Annotated in this window: 22 protein-coding genes; 9 read left to right on the forward strand and 13 right to left on the reverse strand. The window is 56.1% G+C overall.

Annotated features, from left to right (window positions below):
* Positions 1–6: 6 nt before the first annotated feature.
* The 6 genes from recQ to RIB44_04470 all read right to left on the reverse strand — a co-directional run bounded on the left by recQ (position 7) and on the right by RIB44_04470 (position 6,021).
* Positions 7–1,845, reverse strand: coding sequence for a DNA helicase RecQ (recQ, locus tag RIB44_04445; protein MEQ8615824.1), 1,839 nt, complete (start codon positions 1,843–1,845; stop codon positions 7–9).
* Between the two features lie 12 nt (positions 1,846–1,857).
* Complete coding sequence (locus tag RIB44_04450) at positions 1,858–2,118, reverse strand: DUF4160 domain-containing protein (protein ID MEQ8615825.1); 261 nt, start codon at positions 2,116–2,118, stop codon at positions 1,858–1,860.
* Positions 2,111–2,392, reverse strand: coding sequence for a DUF2442 domain-containing protein (locus RIB44_04455; GenBank protein MEQ8615826.1), 282 nt, complete (start codon positions 2,390–2,392; stop codon positions 2,111–2,113). The genes RIB44_04450 and RIB44_04455 overlap by 8 nt, the downstream gene beginning before the upstream one ends.
* A gap of 83 nt (positions 2,393–2,475) precedes the next feature.
* On the reverse strand, positions 2,476–3,636 hold the full coding sequence (gene murG, locus RIB44_04460; GenBank protein MEQ8615827.1) for an undecaprenyldiphospho-muramoylpentapeptide beta-N-acetylglucosaminyltransferase: 1,161 nt from the start codon (positions 3,634–3,636) through the stop codon (positions 2,476–2,478).
* A gap of 276 nt (positions 3,637–3,912) precedes the next feature.
* Positions 3,913–4,422, reverse strand: a complete 510-nt coding sequence (locus tag RIB44_04465; protein MEQ8615828.1) for a hypothetical protein — start codon at positions 4,420–4,422, stop codon at positions 3,913–3,915.
* A gap of 69 nt (positions 4,423–4,491) precedes the next feature.
* Positions 4,492–6,021, reverse strand: a complete 1,530-nt coding sequence (locus RIB44_04470) for a Mur ligase family protein (GenBank protein ID MEQ8615829.1) — start codon at positions 6,019–6,021, stop codon at positions 4,492–4,494.
* 344 nt (positions 6,022–6,365) lie between these two features.
* On the opposite strand from RIB44_04470, the gene RIB44_04475 reads away from it, so the two are divergent.
* Both RIB44_04475 and RIB44_04480 read left to right on the forward strand, forming a co-directional pair.
* Positions 6,366–7,067 (forward strand): PTS sugar transporter subunit IIA, encoded by a 702-nt coding sequence (locus RIB44_04475; GenBank protein MEQ8615830.1) that lies wholly within the window; start codon positions 6,366–6,368, stop codon positions 7,065–7,067.
* Positions 7,064–7,906, forward strand: coding sequence for a hypothetical protein (locus RIB44_04480; protein ID MEQ8615831.1), 843 nt, complete (start codon positions 7,064–7,066; stop codon positions 7,904–7,906). The genes RIB44_04475 and RIB44_04480 overlap by 4 nt, the downstream gene beginning before the upstream one ends.
* A 57-nt stretch (positions 7,907–7,963) precedes the next feature.
* Here the strand turns inward: RIB44_04480 and RIB44_04485 are convergent, their stop codons facing one another.
* On the reverse strand, positions 7,964–8,710 hold the full coding sequence (locus RIB44_04485) for an ImmA/IrrE family metallo-endopeptidase (GenBank protein ID MEQ8615832.1): 747 nt from the start codon (positions 8,708–8,710) through the stop codon (positions 7,964–7,966).
* Positions 8,711–8,895: 185 nt separating this feature from the next.
* Between RIB44_04485 and rimO the strand changes: the two genes are divergently transcribed.
* The 5 genes from rimO (at position 8,896) to RIB44_04510 (ending at position 14,089) form a co-directional block, all read left to right on the forward strand.
* The gene (gene rimO, locus RIB44_04490; GenBank protein MEQ8615833.1) at positions 8,896–10,269 is read left to right on the forward strand and encodes a 30S ribosomal protein S12 methylthiotransferase RimO; all 1,374 of its coding nucleotides are present in this window, start codon (positions 8,896–8,898) and stop codon (positions 10,267–10,269) included.
* 38 nt (positions 10,270–10,307) lie between these two features.
* Complete coding sequence (gene pgsA / locus RIB44_04495; protein ID MEQ8615834.1) at positions 10,308–10,946, forward strand: CDP-diacylglycerol--glycerol-3-phosphate 3-phosphatidyltransferase; 639 nt, start codon at positions 10,308–10,310, stop codon at positions 10,944–10,946.
* A 27-nt stretch (positions 10,947–10,973) separates the two neighbouring features.
* The gene (locus RIB44_04500) at positions 10,974–11,924 is read left to right on the forward strand and encodes a CPBP family glutamic-type intramembrane protease (protein ID MEQ8615835.1); all 951 of its coding nucleotides are present in this window, start codon (positions 10,974–10,976) and stop codon (positions 11,922–11,924) included.
* Positions 11,925–11,990: 66 nt separating this feature from the next.
* Positions 11,991–13,124: a (E)-4-hydroxy-3-methylbut-2-enyl-diphosphate synthase gene (gene ispG, locus RIB44_04505; protein ID MEQ8615836.1), complete on the forward strand. Its 1,134-nt coding sequence runs from the start codon at positions 11,991–11,993 to the stop codon at positions 13,122–13,124.
* A gap of 110 nt (positions 13,125–13,234) precedes the next feature.
* Positions 13,235–14,089: a hypothetical protein gene (locus RIB44_04510; protein ID MEQ8615837.1), complete on the forward strand. Its 855-nt coding sequence runs from the start codon at positions 13,235–13,237 to the stop codon at positions 14,087–14,089.
* Between the two features lie 3 nt (positions 14,090–14,092).
* Here RIB44_04510 and RIB44_04515 read toward each other — a convergent pair whose 3' ends face one another.
* Positions 14,093–14,806 (reverse strand): hypothetical protein, encoded by a 714-nt coding sequence (locus RIB44_04515; protein MEQ8615838.1) that lies wholly within the window; start codon positions 14,804–14,806, stop codon positions 14,093–14,095.
* 276 nt (positions 14,807–15,082) lie between these two features.
* Here RIB44_04515 and RIB44_04520 point away from each other — a divergent pair, with 276 nt between their 5' ends.
* The gene (locus RIB44_04520) at positions 15,083–15,667 is read left to right on the forward strand and encodes an LURP-one-related family protein (protein MEQ8615839.1); all 585 of its coding nucleotides are present in this window, start codon (positions 15,083–15,085) and stop codon (positions 15,665–15,667) included.
* A gap of 108 nt (positions 15,668–15,775) precedes the next feature.
* Here the strand turns inward: RIB44_04520 and RIB44_04525 are convergent, their stop codons facing one another.
* From RIB44_04525 to RIB44_04545, 5 genes are all read right to left on the reverse strand, one after another.
* Positions 15,776–16,825 carry a type II secretion system F family protein gene (locus RIB44_04525; GenBank protein ID MEQ8615840.1) on the reverse strand — a complete coding sequence of 350 codons (1,050 nt, stop codon included), beginning with the start codon at positions 16,823–16,825 and terminating at the stop codon, positions 15,776–15,778.
* Between the two features lie 124 nt (positions 16,826–16,949).
* Positions 16,950–17,387: a nucleoside deaminase gene (locus tag RIB44_04530; protein MEQ8615841.1), complete on the reverse strand. Its 438-nt coding sequence runs from the start codon at positions 17,385–17,387 to the stop codon at positions 16,950–16,952.
* Between the two features lie 74 nt (positions 17,388–17,461).
* Complete coding sequence (ade, locus tag RIB44_04535) at positions 17,462–19,114, reverse strand: adenine deaminase (GenBank protein ID MEQ8615842.1); 1,653 nt, start codon at positions 19,112–19,114, stop codon at positions 17,462–17,464.
* Positions 19,115–19,172: 58 nt separating this feature from the next.
* Positions 19,173–20,468, reverse strand: coding sequence for a hypothetical protein (locus RIB44_04540; GenBank protein ID MEQ8615843.1), 1,296 nt, complete (start codon positions 20,466–20,468; stop codon positions 19,173–19,175).
* A 152-nt stretch (positions 20,469–20,620) separates the two neighbouring features.
* A complete protein-coding gene (locus RIB44_04545; GenBank protein MEQ8615844.1) occupies positions 20,621–21,217 on the reverse strand; it encodes an isochorismatase family protein in 597 nt (198 codons plus the stop codon).
* A gap of 206 nt (positions 21,218–21,423) precedes the next feature.
* Between RIB44_04545 and hslV the strand changes: the two genes are divergently transcribed.
* Complete coding sequence (gene hslV / locus RIB44_04550; protein ID MEQ8615845.1) at positions 21,424–21,972, forward strand: ATP-dependent protease subunit HslV; 549 nt, start codon at positions 21,424–21,426, stop codon at positions 21,970–21,972.

A 21,972-nucleotide genomic window follows, 5' to 3' on the forward strand; every position in this document is an offset into this window, starting at 1 on the left:
AGCTGGTTACGATCCCGTGCTTCGGATTCGCTCTAAAAACGCTTCACCGTACTCAGCGAGCTTCTTCTCCCCCACGCCGACGACCTCACGCAAATCGTCAAGACTTTGCGGCTGACGTCGGGCCATATCACGGAGCGTGCGGTCGCCGAAGACAATGTACGCCGGCACGCTCCGTTCATGTGCTAGGTCACGACGAAGGTTACGCAACTCGTCGAAGAGTCCGCGATCAACATCTTCCCAATCCTCGGGGGTCTCGACCCGAGTTCGTTGACTTGACTTTGCCTTGGCCGGTTTCAGGAGAGATGGTGTGACTTCGCCCCGTAGTAGCCGCTCCCCCGATGCGGTCAGCGAGAGCGTGTTGTATTCGCCAGTCTTCTCTAAAAATCCTTGCCCAACGAGTTGTTCGATCCAGTCGCGTACCGCCCTGAGTGGATACTCCTCCATGATTCCGTACGTGCTTAGTCGTTCGTGACCTCGTTCAGCAATCCGTTGCTCCGCCGAACCGTTCAGCACTTTCGCGGTATAATCAGCTCCATAGCGTTGTTCTAAACGCACGACACAGGAGACAATCTTCTGCCCCAGGATCGTTGCGTCCTCAACGAGGTCAATCTCCTCCAGGCAGACGTCGCAGGCACCGCAGTTGTCGCGATCGAGTTCTTGCCCAAAGTATTCGACGATCTCACGATGACGACACTTAGCGCTCTGGCTATAGGCCGACATGGAGGCGAGCGCCTGCATGGCCCCCTCTGCGCCGTTTGCTTCGCCCTCTTCGATAATCCGCCGCCACAAGGGCGCATCACGACCTGAATGCAGTAAGAGGCACTCTGACTCCAGCCCGTCTCGTCCCGCGCGTCCGCTCTCTTGCTGGTATTGCTCGAGTGACTTGGGCATTCCCATGTGAATCACATAGCGGACATTCGACTTGTCGATGCCCATGCCGAAAGCAACCGTGGCAACGATAATGTCGACCTCTTCGCTAGCGAATTCTTCTTGGTGTCTTTGCCGAATGGTGTCGTCGAGCCCCGCGTGATAAGCACGTACGCGACAGCCCCACTCGGCGAGCGTAGCGGCCGTTTTTTCGACTTCCTTGCGGCTGATGCAGTAGATGATCCCCGCGGCTCCTGAATGTCGATCAACGACTTCTCGGATTTGCTCGAGCGCTTGATGCTTCCGTTTGACCCGGTAAACAAGATTCGGTCGATCAAACGACCCAACCAGCATCTCAGCATTCTCAAGGCCCAGTTGCTCAGCAACATCACGGCGAACCTGTTGAGTTGCAGTCGCCGTGTAAGCATGCATGCCCACGCCAGGCAAAGCATCCTTCAAGAGCCGCAACTGACGATACTCTGGCCTAAAGTCATGCCCCCAGGAACTGATGCAATGCGCTTCATCGACGGCGACTTGGGAGACTTGGACGGACTTCAAAAACTCGAGTGTGCGTGGCTGCACGACTCGCTCAGGAGCACAGTAGAGAAGTTTTAGTTGCCCGCTGCGGATCTCGTCGGCGATCTGTCGCTTCTCATCAGGGCTCACCATGCTATGAACACATGCCGCTGGAACGCCACAATCGGAGAGGGCGTCCACTTGATCTTTCATCAAGGAAATCAGCGGCGAAACAACGACCGTCAGGCCTTCCAAGACTACTGCCGGTGCCTGATAGCAGAGCGATTTCCCGCCGCCAGTGGGAAGTACCACGACCGAGTCCTGATGTGCGAGGGCAAACTCCATCGCCTCGCGCTGCAGAGGACGGAAGTTATCGTAGCCCCAGTATTTCTTCAGGGCAGCACTGAGGAGGTCGTTGTCGTTGGCTGCTGAGTCAATCTCGCTGGAATTTGGCGCTGTCATGGCACGCCTATTCTAGTCGAGCGGATCGATTGGCTGTAGCGGTTTCATGTCCCTTGCGAGTTGCCAATCTTGTTGCAGCTCGCTTTGGTGTTCTGATGCCCATTCGAGTACAAGCTTCGTAGCACGCGTGGGGAGCTTACCAGCAATGACTTGTAGGTTATTCAAGTCGACCAGTATCGAGTCTCCTCCATATTCCGCATGAAAGTGGGGAGGCGTATGGTCGTTGTAGAACATTTTGATGATGATGCCATAAAATCGGCTGATTTCAGGCATGAGAATCTTCTGCAACCGACGAGAGAATCGTTTCTGGAGACTTCCCAGAGACTTCCAAATAGAGAGCATCTGGGCAGAGGTCTACGTTTTCTCCCCAGCACAGCTCACCACCTGTTCCAATCACTACGCCCTCAAACTTGCCAGGCTCGTTCCATATGCTGAATACGCCTTTGCCGACAAGACATTTCAAGCAAACTTCGCCAGCAGTTCCGTCATTGAACTCCAAGGCCAAGGAGTAGTCCGGCAGGGCGTCGACTTTTACGATTCGAAACATGGTGGCGGAAGTGGAATCGACTGGAGAAACTAAGAGCGTGCTCGTTAACGCATTATACCGCCAAATAACGTGTAATGCATGTACTACGCAGCCATTAGTCCAGAATACCCGCCAGTCAAGTGTTCAAAAACGGCCCCCGCGATTTCCGAGGCAGCTTGAGGACGAGCCAGTTCTTGCATACTTTGCGCCATTTTACGTCGTTGATCGGCGTCGCTGAGCAGTGGGGATAGCTCTCGGGCAAGTGCCGCGTCGAGAGCGCCGCTTTGCGAGCTTTCATCCACCATGCGACAAGCGCCAGCGGTGGTGAAGACCCGTGCGTTGGCGATCTGATGATTATCGACCGCCTGTGCATAAGGCACCAGCAATGCAGGAACATTGGCCAAAGCGAGTTCTGCCAAGCAAGTCCCTCCTGCGCGGCTAACCACGAGATCGCTATCGAAAAGTACGGAGGCAATCTCATCAATGAACGTAACGGCCAACGCTTCAACGCCGACTCTCTGGTAGCGAGATTCGGTTTCTTGCAGTTGCCCCTCACCGGTCTGATGGACGATCTGCCAATCCTTGAGTTCCTCTTTCAATTGAGATAGCGCTTTAGGCATATTCTCGTTGAGCGATCGCGCACCGCCTGCTCCGCCTAAGACTACCAGTCGCTTCTTTCTACGCTGGTTTGATTCGAATTTGGCAGCGCCTGCAGTCCGTCGACTTTTCGTGCGGAAGTAGAGCTGCTCGAAGGCGGGACGAGCGGGATTGCCGGTCACGGTGACGGGAGCTTGAACGTGCAGGTGAGGGCGGACCTCTTCAAATGCCGCACACACCATTGCGGCTGAGCGAGAGAGCCACCGCGTTGTCCGACCCGGAATTGCATTTTGCTCTAGCAGAACCACAGGAATGCCACGCGCCACGGCCGAGCGGACCACGGCGGCGCTGGTGTAACCGCCTAAGCCGACGACCAACGAGACACGCTGCTCGCGCAGCATCCAGCGTGCGGCGCAGAAACCCATCAGATTGTCCGTAATAAACCGGAAGGACTGTAGCGGAGTTTGCGGTGCCGGCTGGGACGGGATCATTGTGTAGTGATAGCCGGCTGAACTGACGATATGTCGCTCACGCGCCCGACCCGATCCGGCGAAGGTGATCGTGGCCTGAGGAGCACGTCGCTGAAGATGCTCAGCGACGGCCAAGCCAGGGAACAGATGGCCGGGGGCACCACCGCCGGCGAATAAAACATGAGCATTTGCTGCCATGGTTGGGTCCTCGGGGAATGCAATACAAAGGGCGGCTCTCGCAAAACCTTGCAAGAGCCGCTCTGGTGGATCCGCTGGGCGTCGAGACACAAAGCCTCGACGCCCAGACGTAAGCCTCATCGTGAAGCGTTCATTCGGAGCAACTGACCCAGTAGCTGCTCGCGCAACGAACCTTTTTGCTTCTACCCCAGGGAGGGCGGTTTGCTCGACCCCGCAATCTTACAAACCAACGATGAAGCCCGAAATTTTTCTCCTTTAGTTTCTCTTGTCTTCTATCTAAGCCGCTGACTGCCATCGCTGCTCGCAGTTTCTGAGTAGCGCCTTCGCAGCGATCGGATTGACACCGTGCAACAGCACCGCATCACTTGGTGAAATTCGATCCGCGAGGACTTGGCAGGCGGTTGCTTCGTCTGTGCAAACAATCACGTCGCCCAGGAACATGCCCGTATCACGAGCGGCTAAGGCTGCCTCTCGTGCATTGAGTCCGGTCGCAATGAACAGACTCGCCTGTCCCTTGGCGGCTAGCCTTTGCCCCACGTTCCACCAATCAACAGTTGTGGAATCGTTCGTCTCGGTGTTCAGCCAAATCAACCGCTTGCCGCGTGTGCCCGCAGCAAGCAACGTGACGATCGCCTCGTCGAGAGCAGATTCGGTCAGACCACGGCTCTCGATGAGCAAGGCGGCCTTTGCCGATGTTGCGGCTTGACCGGGGCTCGAAATGTATGATGCCGACTCAGGGCTCGCATCCTTGCTTACCGTTCGAGCCGGCTTCTGAAGCAGATCCATCTGCTTGTCCTTGTGTTTTACTTGCGTATCAGCGTGCTGATTCCGTTGAGAAGGGCGAACAATAGCGACCTACGCGACCAACCGCAACAGCGATTCGCTGCGGGTGTACAACAAGTCGCGAGCGATATCGACATCGGTGGTTTTCTCCGCCCCGAAGGCGAGTGTGGGGCCTAGTGAACTGCCAGCAATCACGACCACATCGCCCAGTTCAGCAGCAGCGACAGCCCATTGGATCGCTTCCTGGCGATTCTGAGCGATCTGGGTTTCCGTATCGCTATCGTTACGCTGTGGCCAATTCTCACTGACCAAAGCGAGGGACTCCGTGACGATGGCAACATCGGCCATTTTGCAAACGACGTTCTGAATGACGGCGTTCTCATTGCTGTTGGCACTCGCCTGATCGCCAAGCACGCAAATCACTTTGCCACTGGCAATCTGTCGGGCTGTCTTCAGGGTTGAGTGCAAAGCCGCAGGCGTGCGTGCGGCATCAACGAATACAGGGAAGTCTTGCCCGCAGTCGACACGTTGCATTCGCCCTGGGAGCGAGGAAATCAGTTCAATGCCACGAGCAATTGCCTCTAATTCAATGCCGTGTGCCAACGCTGTCGTCGCGGCTGCCAGACAGTTCGCAATGTGGTGATCGCCGAGAATTGCCGTGCGAATCGCGGCCGACTGGCGACCAACGGTAAGAAGAAAGACCTGTTCGCAAGCGTTCTGATGGAGGATCTCAGCCCGAATCTGAGATTGCCCACCCATACCAAAGAGGAAGCTTGGGCCATTCGCTTCGGTGACGAGCTTGCAACACTCTTGATCGTCGCCATTGAGAATGGCGACACCATCCTCGGCCAGCAGCTCAAAAGTACGACGCTGTGAATCACGGTAAGCCTGCGCCGTTGGGAATGAACCTGTGGTTGCCGAAGGAAGATTCGTCATGCAGACGGTATCGAGTTCCACGCCAGCCAAGGTGTTTTCGGCAATCATTTCTGCGGAAACTTCCAACAAAGCGTGCGTGCAACCGCTCGCGTCGATGTTGGCTAGGCGATCGGCTACCGAAGCTGGAGTTGGCGTCGCTGACATCGCCGGCCCGCGTGACATGCCATCGTAGGTTTTCAACCCGCTCATCACGCCGACATCTTTGCCTGCGGCTTGAAAAATGGATTCCAAGAGAGCAATCGTCGTGGACTTTCCTACGCCGCCGACAACGCCTATGACGCGAACATGCTGACTTGGGTGCCCGACGAGAGCTTGGCATAGTTCGCTGTAAGCGGCTCGACTATCGGAGACGACGTAGACAGGCACGTCGAACACAGGAACGAGCCGCTCGCAAATAACAGCAATAGCCCCACGAGCGACCGCGTCGCGAGCATCTTCGTGTCCATCCTGCTCACCATTGTCGAGTGCGACAAACACATCCCCCGGCTGAACCTGCTGCCAATCACTGGTGCAGCTCCTCGCAAGCGAGCCGGCTGGTCCGGTTCGTTTGGCCTTCGAGAAAAGCACATCAAGTGGAACGCCCGATTGGCGTCGAGAACCACTTTGCGTGGCGAGGGAATCAGAAAGAGAATTGGCTGGGTCGGAATTCTGAGCCTTGAACGACATACTGACAGGCCTCCTTGCCTGGGTCGGGTCGAAGTTTCCGTTGCGGGTGGAAACCCTCGCCCAACAAATCGTCTAGTCGCGACGCGAGAATCCGTTCTCACGTCCTATCCTATCGAGTTGATGAGCCTCCTGGCTCCCGCCCCAGGTGAACCAACCAAGAGGCTTACTCGATAAGAGCAAACGCAGTTGAGTCCTTCTCCGATAGTGCGTCAAGACGAGATTCTTTTGGAAGCGAATGTGACTGACTTTTGGGATTGTTTGCTAGCTTCACTGGACATGTAAATTCTGCGGGCTGAGAATGGAGGATAGACACTCAAATCCCAAACTGCTTTTTCTGCGCTTCGATGGACGATTTTGACGTTGCTAGCTTGGCCGCCTACTTGCACTTGATGCCTGCGCAGATTGCGAAGTTGGCAGAACGGGGGAAAATACCGGGGCGCCGCGTGGGGGGAGAGTGGGTTTTCTCGCGTCCTGAAATCCACCATTGGCTGGAAGAGCGAATCGGCGTCTCTGATGACGATGAACTCGCCACGATGGAAACCAACCTGGAGCGAGCCGACCAAAGTGGGGTCGATCTAGAACTCTCGGATCTCCTTTTATCCGAAAGCATTGCGATTCCACTCCAAGCTCGCACCCGAAAGAAGGTGATCACGGCCATGTGCGAACTGGCCGCCTCGACGGGGATGCTTTGGGACCCGACGAAAATGTCGGAAGCCGTGACGGCGCGCGAAGAACTACAGTCGACCGCGCTGGATATCGGAGTCGCGCTTCTCCACCCGCGTCGGCCGCAGTCTTCGATCCTCGCACAAACCGTGATCGCACTGGGCATCACAGCTACGGGGATTCCTTTTGGCGGGGCGCATGGACAGCTCACGGATGTGTTTTTTCTGATTGCCTCGACGAGTGATCAAGAACACTTGCGTGTGCTTGCCCGATTAGCCCGCGTAATCAACGATCCCGACTGGTTGGCCGAGCTTCGTTCAGCCGAAGATCCGAAGGCGGCTCGAAAGCTGGTCGTCGATCGAGATATTGAACTGAGCTCATGAAGTCCGGCAACTCTACAAGTGCGGTTGATGCATGGCTCGTCGGTGATTGGTCCGCAGGTGAGTTCCAGTCGTTGCGGTCGGAGATAACGGAGTTCAAAGATCTGCTTGCTTTAGAGTCGATTCATGATTCGCAAAGACTCATCGAAGATCAGAACTCGGCCCCCGAGTTGCTGCTCGTCGCGTTGCCACGCCCCGGAGCGATTGCACAAAGCGATGTCGATGCTCTTGCTCGACGATCGCCCCTAACAAGAATTGTGATCGTCGCAGGAACCTGGTGCGAGGGCGAACTCCGCACGGGCCGCCCGCTCACCGGTGTTGTCAGATTGCCGTGGTACGAACTGCCCACATGGTGGCGAGCAGCACAGGTAGCGCTCGCGGCTGGAAAAAGTCCGCCGTGGTCAGTGGCTTTAGATAACCCGCTTGCCGGTCGCGAGATTGCCGAACCAACGAAACCTGCCCTACGTTCCGGGCATGTAATTGTTGACTCCGTCGATCATGCAGTTTTCGCCGCCCTAAGTACGGCACTTTCGCCCTACGGATTGTTTTGTCAATGGCAGCCTCGTCATCGCCGGGAGCGATGGCGTTCGGCACCCGACCAGGACTGTGCGGTTGCGATCTGGGACGGCAGCCAACTCGACGCTAATGAGCTATCGAATCTGGAGGCATTTGCGGAACGGATGAGAGAGCATGGGGTTCCTGTGATCGCGTTGCTTGACTTTCCGCGTGTCGAACACGTGGAATTGACCAGGGAAATTGACGTCGTCGAGGTGATCGCGAAGCCATATCAGGTGGCGGGGTTGGTGCAAACTATTGATCGGTTGGGTCCGCTACGCGGCTAAGCCGCGAGCGGCTGGAACGGTGTGGAAGCGTTGCTAGCCAGTTGTGAGGGGCACATTTCACTCCTCCAACCAATTCACTTGAACTCTCAAGATCTCGCGTCGCCAATCGTCCTCAACGACTGGCCAAGCTTGGATAGAGTCCAGCTCATCGGGCAACTCGTGGGGCTGGCGAAACACCGGAACGCCTGACTCATGGGATTGCTGCTGGGTAGCTCGTTCGACAGGCATTAACTCTCGCGGGAGCCCAACGCGATTGCCGCGTCGCCAGGTGAGCTCTCCCTTATCGAAGATGCTGATGATCACTGGCAGTGGCAGGTCGAGCATTCTCCGGGCGAGTAGTTCGTGACTGGCGGTGCAATAGATTTTCTTCAGTTCCAGCAGTTCGAAGTCGTGCGCTTTCGTATCATGCAGAAACCACTCATAAGGGAGCAGCAAGCAGTTGGCGACACGATTCGCGATGGCTTCTCGAGAAGTCGCCGGTGAGCTTCCTGGATTGACCCCCAAAAGGTCGAAGACATCGACTGCCAAGTGTTCGCCGATTTCGTGGGCAACCGCCCACTGGCGGCGTTCGGGTCGAGGGTCGTCAGCAAGCAGGATAACCCCGGTTTGCTTTGCTTGAGTTTGCCCTGCCATCAGGCGAGCGCGTGATTGGCTCGAACTATCGCGAAGGATTGTTAGGCCGAGTCTCTGAGCGACTAGAAATGCGTCCACAGGCGGAGCGAGCACGTCGGCAAAGGCGAGCGTCTCGCGGACGACTCGCTCAACGGCGTGGCTCACCTGCTCGTCATGAATCTCTGGAAACATATTCAACTGCCCGCTCAAATGTGAACTTATGTGCACTATACCTGCGTCTCGTCCGAGTGCAACGACTTTTCCAAGATTGAGAGCAATCACTCCTTGCGAGTTGGCGGTCTGTGCGACTTCCCCTACAATCGAGAGGCTACAGGCAGCGTGTTGGAGTTGCCCTTCCCTAAGCGAGCGAAAATAAAGTGGCAGCCACCTTTACTGAGACCATTGAGCAAGCGAAATCCAAAGGACGGTACGCCTTTGTGAGCCTCGGCTGCCCGAAGAACCTCGTCGATAGCGAACGGATGCTGGGGATGCTTCAGCTCGACGGGTACGAGCTTGTCGACGATCCGAAGGGTGCGGATTTTGCCATCGTGAATACTTGTGGATTCATCGAACAGGCCCGTACCGAGTCTTTCGCGGTGATCGACGAGATGCTCGATCTGAAGAAACAAGGGGATTTACGTGGGTTGATCGTCTCCGGCTGCTTAGCGGAGCGTCAGAAAGAGGATTTGCTGAATGATCGACCTGGCATCGATCATCTGGTCGGCGTCTTTGGACGCGAAGAAGTCACCAAGGTAGCCGATCGACTAGTTGGCGGCCTCGAAGAACAACGTACCGTCTTCCAGCCAGCTCCCACGCATCCCCTGCCTGATACGAGCCGACTAAGGATCACACCTAAGCATTTCGCCTTCTTGAAAATTTCCGAAGGTTGCGATCGGCTGTGCACATTCTGCGCAATCCCCAAAATGCGAGGCAAGCACGCGACCAAGCCGATGGAAGAAGTGATTGCCGAGGCGAAAGAACTGGCGGCTGATGGGGTACGCGAGTTGGTGATCGTCGCCCAAGACACCACTTACTACGGAAAAGATCTCTACGGCGAAACCCGCCTCGCAGAATTGCTCACCGAGCTCGACAAGGTCGAAGGTCTCGACTGGATCCGGCTGATGTATCTCTACCCGATGTACTTCACCGACGACGTGATTGATGTCATTGCGGGTAGCAAACGCATCGTTCCTTACTTGGATATGCCGTTGCAGCACATCAACGACACGATGCTCAAGCGGATGCAACGAAGAGTGAACCGTGAAGAGACCGAAACCCTCCTTGCAAAGCTGCGCGAGCGAGTCCCCAATCTCGTCATGCGAACGACCTTTATTACTGGCTTCCCAGGCGAAACGGATGAGCAGTTCGAAGAGCTCATGCAGTTCGTCGCGGAACAGCGTTTCGAACGCTTGGGAGTATTCACCTACTCATACGAGCCCGACACACCCGCGGCGAAGCTCCCCGATCATCTCTCAGATGAGGTGAAAGAAGAGCGGCGGGAACGACTCATGGCGGTTCAACAGCAGATTGCTTTCGAGTGGAACGACGCTCAGCTAGGCCGCACTCTCGAAGTGATGATTGACCAACCCGTGCCGGGCGAAACCAGTGCTTGGGTCGGTCGCTCCTACGCAGACGCGCCTGACGTTGATGGGGTTGTCTATGTGACGGGTGAAAATCTTAAGGCGGGACAGATTGTGCCATGTGAAGTCGTGGCCACGCAGGACTACGACCTAATCGCGGTCGCAACTTAGTTTACTGGCCACGGATAGCCTCACACGTTAGAGCTTGCATGTCTGATTCCCCCGGCACGAATACGCAACGCATTTGGAACGTCCCAAACCAAGTCACGATGGCTCGCGTTGTTCTGACGTTGGTCCTTTTCGTGCTGCTAGGGTTCCGACAGTACTTCGCCGGGCTGATTGTTTTTTTGGTGGCGGCGGGCACCGATTGGGTCGACGGCTATTGGGCTCGGAAGTACGGGCAAGTGACCCAATTAGGTCGCATTCTGGATCCGTTTGCCGACAAGCTAATCATTTGCGGTACGTATATCTACCTCTGTGCTGCCCCGCTGCTGATCGACGGTCGTCGCAGCTCAGGCATTGCCGTGGGCGTCACGGTTCTGGTGGTGGGAAGGGAACTCCTTGTGACAGCCCTACGAAGCTACGTTGAGGGCTTCGGCGGTGATTTCTCCGCGAAATGGGCCGGCAAATGGAAGATGGTTGCCCAGTGTGCCGCGGCAGCCCTGGCGATTTACCAACTCAGTTACCTATCAACTGAGGGGCACGGAGCAATCGCGACTTGGGAAACGGAGCCTCCAGGTTGGCTGTCGCTAAGCCTGACAGTAACGGTGTGGGCGACAGTCCTGCTGACGATTTATACGGGGCTCGACTATGTCCGTGATGCCGTGCGTTTCTTGCGAGATTCTTAGGCAAAGGTTCTTAGGAATCGCCCAACCATGGCACTGTCACTAGCAACTCAAGAAATGCCGCCATCGGTTCAGAACTTGCTAACCGGGGCCATTGCCGCCAGTCTCTTTGCTCTCGTGCTATTGGGTTGGCGGCTAAGTTCGGGCCGCCCGCTGATCGCTCATCGGCCTCGAAACGCGGTTCCCTGGAACGTGCTGCCTGTTTTATTTCTGCTGCTGCCAACCGCCTTGACGCTGCTTAGCGGGCTTTTGCCGTCTGAGGAGGACTCCACCAAGCAGGCTCTAAAATCGAACGACGTCTGGAGCTATGCCGTTGTGGCACTGCTTGTGGCAGCGGCAGTTTACTTTCTGCTCGCAGCCGTCTATCGAGCGACGCCTAGCGATTTAGGTTTGCCGACCAATCTGAGGATGTTAGGTGAGGATGTCTTCTTCGGAAGCATTGGATTCGTGGTGGTGGTTGGGCCGCTCCTGTTGTTGAACGGAGCACTACAGCAAGTCTTTGATTCAGAAACGGTCCATCCATTTATCGATCAGATTGTACGTGGTAAGGAGTATTCCCTTTTTGCCGCTGCTGCGTTCGCTGCGGTGGTCCAAGCCCCCGTGTTCGAAGAGACCGTTTTTCGTTTGGTGCTGCAAGGATGGCTCGAAAAACAGGAAGCCCTAATCCTATCAGCAACAAGCCAGACCGAACTCGCTTCTGATGAATCGATCGAGCCCATCGAAACCGAGAATGAGAACACTCCAGAGCGTTCCCCGCGGTTAGTTCCTTGGTTGCCACGCGGTTCGATCTCTATCGTGATTTCTGCCTTGCTCTTTGGATTCGCTCACATTGGGCAGGGAGTGGCACCGGTTGCTCTGGTGCTTCTTGGTTTTGTGCTTGGATATTTGTATCAGCGGACCCATCGGATCGTCTCCTGTATGGTTCTGCACGCGTTATTCAACGGCTTCACGATGCTAATTATCTGGCTTAGCATGGAATAGTATAGTTTGTCAAAAACACCCGCGGGCTGACGCCTCGCGGCTCATTGTTTAGAGAGTTTCTTTCCTGTGAAAATCGAACGCAATCCGACCCGCCCTGTTCGTATTGGTACCGTTACAATTGGTGACGGAAATCCAATCGCCGTGCAGAGCATGACGGCTACCAGCACGCAAGACATTGATGCCACGGTGGGACAGGTGAACGCTCTGCACGAGGCTGGAGCCGACGTTGTGCGTGTCGCTGTCGACAGCTCGAAGGATGCTGAGGCACTTGGTGAAATCCGTCGACAGACGGAAGCCAATCTCGTTGTGGACTTGCAAGAGAACTATCGCTTGGCAGAGGTGGTCGCTCCGCACGTTGATAAACTGCGATACAACCCTGGGCATCTCTACCATCACGAGCGCGAAAAGCCGTGGCAGGAAAAGGTGAAGTACCTGGCGGGCGTTGCTACGGACAATGACTGTGCGATGCGAGTCGGTGTGAACTGTGGAAGCGTGGACCCGGCCAAGGCGGACGCTTATCCCAAGGAAGACTCTCTCTCACCGATGCTTGATAGTGCGTTGGACCATTGCAACTATCTCGATGAAATCGGCTACACGCGATTCTGTGTTTCGCTTAAGGATTCTGATCCACAGAAGGTCATCGAGGTCAATCAGCGTTTCGCCGAGCAACGTCCCGACGTACCGCTTCATCTGGGCGTGACCGAGGCCGGTATGCCGCCGGATGGGATTATCAAAACAAGGATCGCCTTCGAGCAGCTCATTAGTCGTGGTATTGGTGACACCATTCGAGTGTCTCTGACGGTCTCGAATCCTCGTAAACCCGAAGAGATCGCCGCTGGACGTGAAATCCTTGCGGACATCGCGGCTGGACGCGTTCGCTCAGTCGTTGATTATGGACTCGACACGCTCAATATCATCAGTTGCCCGAGCTGTTCGCGCGTTGAGAACGAGGCTTTCATCGACTTGGCTGAACAAGTCAAAGAGATGACTCGCTATGCCGCCGACCATGCCCTAACGATTGCAGTGATGGGCTGCCGTGTGAATGGTCCCGGCGAAACCGACGATGCAGACCTTGGCCTCTGGTGCGGCCCGAACCACGTGAATCTCAAGAAGGGGAGCGAAACGCTAGGGCAATTCAGCTACGACGAGATACTGCCGAGACTCAAGAGTGAGCTCGATCAGTTGATTGAGCAAAGCTAGCAGGCTAGCTCGTCATCGAAGCGTGCATTGAAACTCAGCTTGCCAGAATGCGGCAAACTTGTTGAACTGCCCACTGCCCACTGCCCACTGCCCACATTTCGTACGCACGGATGCGACGCTACTCTTTCATTCTGATCTGCCTGCTCGGTTGCCAAGCGACGGGCAACCTTCCGCTTGATGCCGGTCCCACGACCGAACAAACAAGCGTCCGCCTAAACGACTCGCTGGAGTCGCCCGGGCCTTTTCCACTGGATGACCTTGCCGAGTCAGATTCACAGATTGTGATTCATGCTGATCGGACGATTGAGAACCAGCAGAGGCTCCTCGACGATTTGGGAGCGGAGCGAGCGTACATCTCGCAGCGATTGAATATTCCCTCGCCTGCGACCCCTGTGCACATTTACTTGTTCGCCAAGCAAGCCGATTACCACGATCACGTCCATGCGAAGTTTCCTGAGTTCCCAACACGAAGGGCGATTTTCGTCAACACGGAGAATCAGCTCTCCGTTTACGCACACGGCGGCGATCACCTGGCGGAAGACTTGCGCCACGAAGCGACACACGGCTTCCTTCATGCTGCCGCACCGAATTTGCCTTTGTGGCTCGATGAAGGCTTAGCTGAGTACTTTGAGGTCGGTCGCGGCCGCCGCGGTTTGCACCGTGGACACATTGATTATCTGCTCGGACAGCAAGCCGTTGCCGGCTGGAAGCCTGACCTAGAAAGGCTTGAGCAAATCACCGACCCCACCGCAATGACCCAGCTTGACTACGCGGAGAGTTGGCTGTGGGTGCACTTTCTCCTAGAGTCGGCTGACGATAAGTCGCCTGTGCTAACGGTTTACCTAGCCGACTTGCGCAGCGGTACTGCTGAAGACGCTCTCTCAGTGCGCCTCCAGCGACGTGTGCCTAATTCTGCGGAAGAGGTCGTGGTGCACCTGGCGAAACTGCCGCGGGAAGCGGACTAATCGCTAGCTGGCGAACTGATTCTGCTCATTGGCAGCGGCTTGAACAAGCAGGGCCAAGTTCTGCTCCGCTTCTTCGCGTGAAACGCCCTGGTCAACCACTTGCTGAACCGCTTTGTTGAAGGCTGCTTCATTGGCGGCTGCTTCTTGCTCCGGCGTTTGACCTTCGGGAGCAGGTTGTTGGTAATAGGCTAGCAAAGGCTTGAGAGCATGTTGATAGCGGACGTCACCTTTCAGCCGATCAATCTTGTCATTGACGGCTGACTCCTCCTTTGAGTCCTTTAAGGCAACGAACGCCCAAAGACCTCCTAAAACGATCAATGCCACCAAGCCTGGAGGAACCGAATAGAAGAAGGGTTTCGGAAGATCGGATTCTTCGACCTGCAAGATTTCGGCCGCGAAAGAAGGTTCAATGATTCCGCCATCTTCCTCATTGTCGGGGTCGTAGAGCACGTACTCCGGTTCCCATGTCCACAGGTCGAGCCAAAAAATTCCAAAGCGATTGTGTTGTAGGCCGACTTCGTAGTTCTTGTTTCCAACGGACTCTCGTACCATCTGTGCGGACTCGGCCGGAATTGGGCCAATGTTTTTGATGGTGTGTCCCGTGGTTATCAGAATCAAACCACGCCGCCGCGCTTCAGCGGTTGAGCTATCGACAGAGAGAAAAGCCACACCCAGAATTGGGACAATCAGCCAGCGCAAACGAGAAAGCAAGGTCACGATGATAACTCCGAGCGAATGAGAGATGAGCCCCTACGGTGCACTTCCAGCCGGAAGTGGTCGAAATAACTAGACGTGATTGTCGGTTTCAACTTGCTCAAGTCAAGTAATTTCTTGGGTCGGGCAACGACGTAGGTGTGTCACTTCAGGTCGAATAGCAAAGCTTTTCACGTCTTTGTTGAACAGAGCCATGTTTCGATGACGTGAAACTGATAAACTTTATGCCAAGCGAACCAAAGAAATCAATCCGAACCATCTTCTCTGAGGACTACAATCGTGTCGTGGCAAAATACAAATCAGTTGCTCGTCAAAGAGCATATTGGCATGTTCAAGGCTGCCAGTAACTACGATGTCTTCGATCTTCATTCGGGTGAACAGGTCTTGGCATGTCGTGAGCCAAACCTGGGTTTCTTCACCAGGATGTTGCGTTTCACAGACTACACCAGCATGACGCCTTTCGACGTGCAGGTGACCGACGCTGCTGGTAATCTCGTCGTACAGGTGACGCGGGGGATTTCCCTTTGGAGATCACACGTCCAAGTCCACGACGGCTACGGGCAGCCCTTAGGCAGTTTTCGCCAGAAGATGCTCTCGATCGGCGGAGCGTTTCAGGTGCTCAACAACGAGGGGCAAGAAGTTTGTAAACTACAGGGGAAGTGGACAGGTTGGGAATTCAAATTCACAGCTGGAGGAGTTGAACTCGCACGCGTCACCAAAAAGTGGAACGGCACCGGAAAAGAGTTCTTCACCTCAGCAGACAACTACGTCCTCGATATTGACGAGTCGATCGCGCCGGAGTCGGATGCTCATAAGCTGATCATTGCGGCGGTGATGTGTATTGATAAGGTGCTCAAGGAATAAGTGGGCAGTAGGCAGGGGGCAGTCGGCAGTTACCAAACGCAAACTGAGAGAATATCTCCTAAGTCGCTTACGCTAAACGACTCTCTTTTCCATGATTGAAACAGCCCACTAAATCTTCATATTCGTCGCGTCCTGAATCGTGCCGACGTAGAACGAAAACAGCCTGAATATCAGCACTAGAATAATCGCAGCCACGATGATCCACACGGCGTAGCCGAACAAATTGGCGAGTAGGCTCATCGCGGACGCCGCCTTCTCGCGATATTCCTTCGCCTGGCGGCGCATTGTCTCAGCGAGCATGCCGGACTGCTCGCCGACGGAAATTGCGTCCAGCAACTCTTCCGGAAACGCCCCCGTTTGTGTGAACGCAGTTGCGATCTCCGCCCCGCCCTGTACGCTGCGTGCGACTTCGGTGCCATGCTGGGCGTAATACTCGTTGCCCGAGGCTTCCAGGGCCAGCGGTAGCGCTTTGCGAAGATCAAGCGGCGTGTCAAACACCAACTGCAGTGCCCAGGTAAGTCGCGAGAGGGCCAGTGTTTTCAGTGCGTCACCGACGACGGGGATCGTCAGAGCTAGTCGCTGAATCGCTTCCGCCCAAGCGGCACCGCGACGCGCGGACTCAACCAACAGCAGACCGAACCCGACGACTGCGGCAACGAATGTCACGTAAATAGCCAGCCCACGGTTGCCGATCAAACCAAAGCCGAGCAGATCAATCGGGGGTCCGCCGGATCGATTCTGGCTCGCCATGAAGCCCATTACCCAAATCAGTAAGCCCACCACCAGCACTGCCATGCCCAACTGCAAGAGGGGCCAGGCCATGACAGCGCGGAATTCCCGCTTTGCCGCCAAGGTGCGATCGTAATGCTGTCCCAACTGCTTGTAAGTCTTGTCGAGTTGGCCCGTGAGGTCGCCCACTTCAATGAGTTGACGAAATAGGGGCGGAAAGTAATCCTCGGTATGTCGCAGGGCCTCTGGCAGCGAAGCACCGCCAGCCAAGCGATCGGCAACGATTGCCGTGTAGCGTTGATGGGCGCTATTCCCGCGACTGGCCTCGTCCCGCCAGATACGCCGGTCCTCAAGCCCCGCCGAGGTGGCCGTCGCCAAGCGATGGCAGAAGGAGGCTAACGGCTTGAGGCGGATGCGGGGGGAGAACATGATGATAGTGGGCAGTCGGCAGGGGGCAGTCGGCAGTCACCTGCCCGCAATGACTCAAATATTTTACCTTTTCCACTCGCGCAAAACGATACTGCTCACAAGAATCCAAACTGCGAACTGCCCACTACTCCCCGATATCCTCATTCCATAGCTCGGGGTTCTTGTCGATAAACTCTCGCATCAATGCAATACAGGTTTCGTCCTGAACGATCGACACTTCGACGCCGCGGCTTCGGACGTAGTTTTCAGGGCCTTGGAAGGTTTGGTTCTCGCCAACGACAACTCGGGGCACTCCGTAAAGCAGCGCGGCCCCGCTGCACATGTCACAGGGTGAGAGCGTTGAGTAGAGCGTCGCCTCGCGATATTTCGACGCAGGCAGCCGCCCCGCGTTCTCCAAGCAATCCATTTCCGCATGCAGCACGACGCTGCCTTGTTGCACGCGACGATTATGCCCGCGACCTACAATCTCGTCGTTGATGACCAAGACGGAACCGATGGGGATACCACCCTCGTTGAGCCCGAGTCGCGCCTCTTCGATTGCAGCTTCAAGGAATGGGTCCATCGCGTAGGGTCCGCTGTGCGGACCACCTAAGTAGGCCAATGCGAATGGTCCGCACAGCGGACCCTACATTCAGATCAGGTCCAGATGCTTGTAAACTCGAACTTCCCACCATCAAACAATCCGCGATCGCTCAGCTTCAATTCAGGGATCACCAGCAGCGCCATGAACGAGAGCGTCATGTAAGGGGCCCTCAGTGGCGACCCCCAAGACTTCACAGCCGTATCAAGTTGTTCGTACGCGCTGGCAACCTCCTCGGCAGTGCCGGTCGCCATCAGGCCTGCCACCGGCAAAGGCAAGACATGCTTTGCATCGTCCTGTTCGCTGACAGCGCTCAGGCCGCCTTGGGCGTCCATGACGGCGTTGATCGCAGCGGCAAGGTCTTGGTCGCTCACGCCGACAGCGATCACGTTATGGCAATCGTGGGCGACGCTTGAAGCCATCGCCCCTCGTTTTAGTCCGAAGTTCTTCACGAAGGCGATTGCCGGCGGAGCCTGCTCGTAGCGGTTGACGACGACAATCTTCAGCACGTCGTTTTCAACATCGCTGGCGACTGATCCATCATTCACGAATGCTCGGGAACTCACGGAGTTGGTGATGAGCTGCCCATCAAGCGCCTCGATGACTCGTAAGTTGATATTGTCTTCTGAAGCAACCTTGAGGTCTTCAGGGGTAACGCGCTGAGCGACGAAGTTATTCGCCAGTGTTGGTTCAATGTAAGAGAGCGAAGTCGTTCCGTTCTCGGCGACCAAGCTCCCGTCGATCCAAGTCCGCCGTACGTTGAACGATTCGAGCGAATCGACCTCAATGAAATCTGCCGGATCGCCCACTCGCAATTGGCCGACATCCAAATTGTAGTGATTGATCGGGTTCAGGCAGGCGGCTTGCAAGGCATCGAAGACATCGACGCCGCGTTCAACCGCGCGACGAACCAACGCGTTAATGTGACCAAGCAACAGTTCGTCGGGGTGTTTGTCGTCGCTGCACAGCATGGTCTGCTTCGGATATTCGCTCAGCAAGGTGTGTAGCGCGTCGAAGTTGCGGGCGGCTGAGCCTTCGCGGATGGCGATTTTGCAACCGGCGGCCAGCTTGTCGAGCGCTTCCTCCTTGGTGAAGCACTCGTGGTCGGTCGTCATGCCAGCCTCGATATAAGCCCGAGCTTGCTCCCCCCGCAAGCCGGGGGCATGTCCGTCGATGGGCTTGCCTCGCTTCTTGGCTGCGGCAATTTTCGCCAAGCATTCGGGGTCGCCCCCTAACACGCCGGGAAAATTCATCATCTCGCTGAGGTAGCCGATGCGAGGGTCATCCAAAAGGCTCTCGACTTCAGCAACCGTGATCGCAGCGCCTGCGGTTTCGAAGATGGTCGCCGGAACACATGAGGGCGCACCGAAGCAGAACTTCAGGGGGCTCGCGGAGGCATCTTTGAGCATATACTCGACGCCCGCCACGCCTAAGACGTTGCCGATTTCATGTGGGTCGCTAACCGTGGCGACCGTTCCATGAACTACCGCGGCCCTGGCGAACTCCGTTGGCACGAGCATCGAACTTTCGATGTGAATGTGCGCGTCGATGAAACCGGGTAACAAATAGCCAACCGTATCACCGTCATCGAATTCGATCGGTTGGATCGAGGCAATCTTTCCTTCCGAGACAGCGATCTCGGCGTCGTAGATTCGACGACCTGGAATATCGACGAGACGGCCACGTACCGAAAATGCTGATGCGTTCATTGCCTAACAAAGCTCGATCTTAAGATAAAGCTGATAGCTGACGGCTGAAAGCTGATCGCTAGTTTGAGTTCGATCCCCGCCCTCGCCCGCGACCTCGGCCACCACGACCGCGACCGCCTCGCCCTCTTCCGCTACCGCTTGGCTTCGAGGGAGAGTTCTTGCGAGATTCGAGGTTCAAGTCGACCATCACGCTGATTGCTTCAGACCAGGTTGGGATGTTGCGATGCGAATTGCGTCGTCCGCGGCGGGGACGGTCCTCTCCATCGTCGTCGGAATCGTCGCTGTCGATCTCCTCGCCATTGCTTTCAGCAGAAACGTCGTCGGTTTTCGGTTTACGACGCCGACGGCGTCGGCGGCGCTTGGGACGTTCGCCCTCTTCGTCCGACTCTTCGCCGTCGCGATTTGGCAGTTCGACGAGCGAATCCTCTTCTGAATCGTTACTCTCACTATCGCGTGCTTCATCCGCCTCTGTGCGTCGGCGAGAACCGCGGCTACCTCGTCGGCGACGGCGACGTTTCTTGGGGCGTTCTTCGTCTTCTTCGCTGTCTGATGAATCCTCTTTAGCCGCATCGACACCAAAGGGGTCTAGCTCCGCTGTCCGATCCTCTTGCTCCGCAAACGGAATCGGCTTGTCTTCCTTCGCAGTCTCTTCCTCAAGTGGTTCGCTTTGCTCTGGTTTCTTGCGACCACGGAACAAAGCGGCTCCGCTTGCGAACAACGCGTCGAAGGCACTGCGAGCAGCTTCGCCCGAAAGCGAGGGGCGTTTCTTCTCCGGCTCCTCTTCAGCTTCTGTCTCAACTTCGGAATCGGCGACCTCTTCTTGCTCCTCGGCAACTTCGGAGACGCTCGCGTCTTCAGCCGTCTCCTCTGGCTGATCGGCTGCCTCCATTTCTTGCCGTTCATCTTCTTCGCCGGGAAGATCGGTACTTGGCTTTTCGGCAGGCCTGGCGAACGCTGCAAACATCTCTTCCAGTTCAGGATCTGCCGCGACGAACTCCGCGGCGGCATTCGTCGCAGGTTCTTCAGCGACTTCTGGTTGGTCAATCAGTTCGAGGTTGGATGCTGGTTCGACCGCTGGTGGGACTTCCTCAGAGGCAGTGTCTGCAGCCACGGATTCCTCAAGCACTTCGTCTGGCACCACTTGGGCGGGCTCCACCGGCTCAGGAACCTCGATTCCTAGCTCACCAGCTAACGCATCCCAGTCACCAGGTTGGGGCTCAGGAGGGGGAGGCAGTTCTCGCGCTGGGGTTGGCTCAGGCGAGGGTTCAGGTCGAGGCGGATCGGGTTGACCAGCACTCGGATCAACGCCGAGCTCCTTGGCCAAGTCGTCCCAGTCAGATTTCTCTTCGCTCATATTGCGATTGCTTATAGGTCAGCGGTTGGTCGGTGGGTAATTTCAACCGCTCAGTATAAGGTCGCAGGATAGTTTCGGAAAGGACTGCGAATCGAGTCGAACTACAGACCGCGTAACGCTTTACGTTGCAGTTCTCGGTCTAATTATTCAAATCAGACAGTTCCGCAACCTTTGGGCGGCTTTTCTTTAGCGAGTGCACTGATCGCTTTGAACTCCGGCGTTCCAGCTCGCTCGCACCACTCGAACAAGGTAGCTTCGGTGGTGGTTAGCAGCACGCCGCTGGCCTCCATCCGGCGTAGTGCGATTCCGTGATCGACCTTGTAGCGTGAGCCCACCGCGTCAACAGCGACGAAAACCTGAAAGCCAGCGGCGAGCAGGTCGAGCGCGGTCTGTTGGACGCAGACGTGCGTTTCGATTCCCGCGAGCAGCACCCGATGCAGGCCCTCCTCGAGCCATCCAGAGAAGACCTCGCCCCTCTCGCCGCAACTGAACTGAATCTTCTCCAGTGCTGGTTCGGCCGTCTTCGCAAGAAGCGTTTCGGCGGTTGGGCCGAGCTTTTCTGGATACTGTTCGGTCACTGCAGTTTTCACTCCCAGTGTTGCTGCCCCATCAAGAAGGCGACGGCAGTTCCACTCGATCCGTGGCCCCTGCGGCTGAACTGCCAGCAGCCGTTCCTGAACGTCCACTACCAGCAGGGCGGTGTCGGTTGGGTTCATCAATTCAGGGCTTCGGGGGAGTGGAGTCGACATGGTTTGTGGGAGGAAAATCATCTGAAAACGGATGGGTGGGCCGGATTGGCAGCCCTCATTCTAAATAACGAATGTCGAAGCACGAATGACGAATATGGCTTGAATACACGCTTTCGTCATTCGTCGTTCGGGTTTCGTCATTGAAGGTGGCGAGCCAATCCGTGACAATATTGTGTTCCCACCAGACCAACCCTCCGCAGCCTGACATGTCCTCTCCCAAATTCCGTTCAACTACCATCCTCACAGTCCGCCACAAAGGAAAGGTTGCCATTGGCGGCGATGGCCAAGTCACGATGGGGCAGACCGTCGTGAAGGGGGATGCCGTCAAGATCCGTAAGCTGATGGACGGCCAAGTGTTGGTGGGCTTTGCAGGCGCTGCTGCCGATGCGTTCGCCCTGATGGAGCGTCTGGAAGCCAAGTTGAAGGATTATCCCGCCAACTTGCCCCGTGCTTGCACGGAGCTGGCCAAAGAGTGGCGCATGGACCGTGCGTTGCGAAGGCTCGAAGCATTGGTCGCGGTCGTGAACGCGAAGCACACGCTTCTGGTCTCAGGCACTGGCGACGTGATCCAACCCACGGATGGCATTCTGGGCATCGGCTCCGGTGGTAACTACGCTCTGGCAGCCGCCCAAGCTTTGGCTCGCCATAGCGAACTCGATGCGGAGTCGATCGTTCGCGAAGGATTGAAAATCGCTGGCGATATCTGTGTTTACTCGAATAACAGCCACTCCGTTGAAGTCATCGACGCGGAATAG

The organism is Lacipirellulaceae bacterium, assembly GCA_040218535.1.
Taxonomy (GTDB): domain Bacteria; phylum Planctomycetota; class Planctomycetia; order Pirellulales; family Lacipirellulaceae; genus Adhaeretor.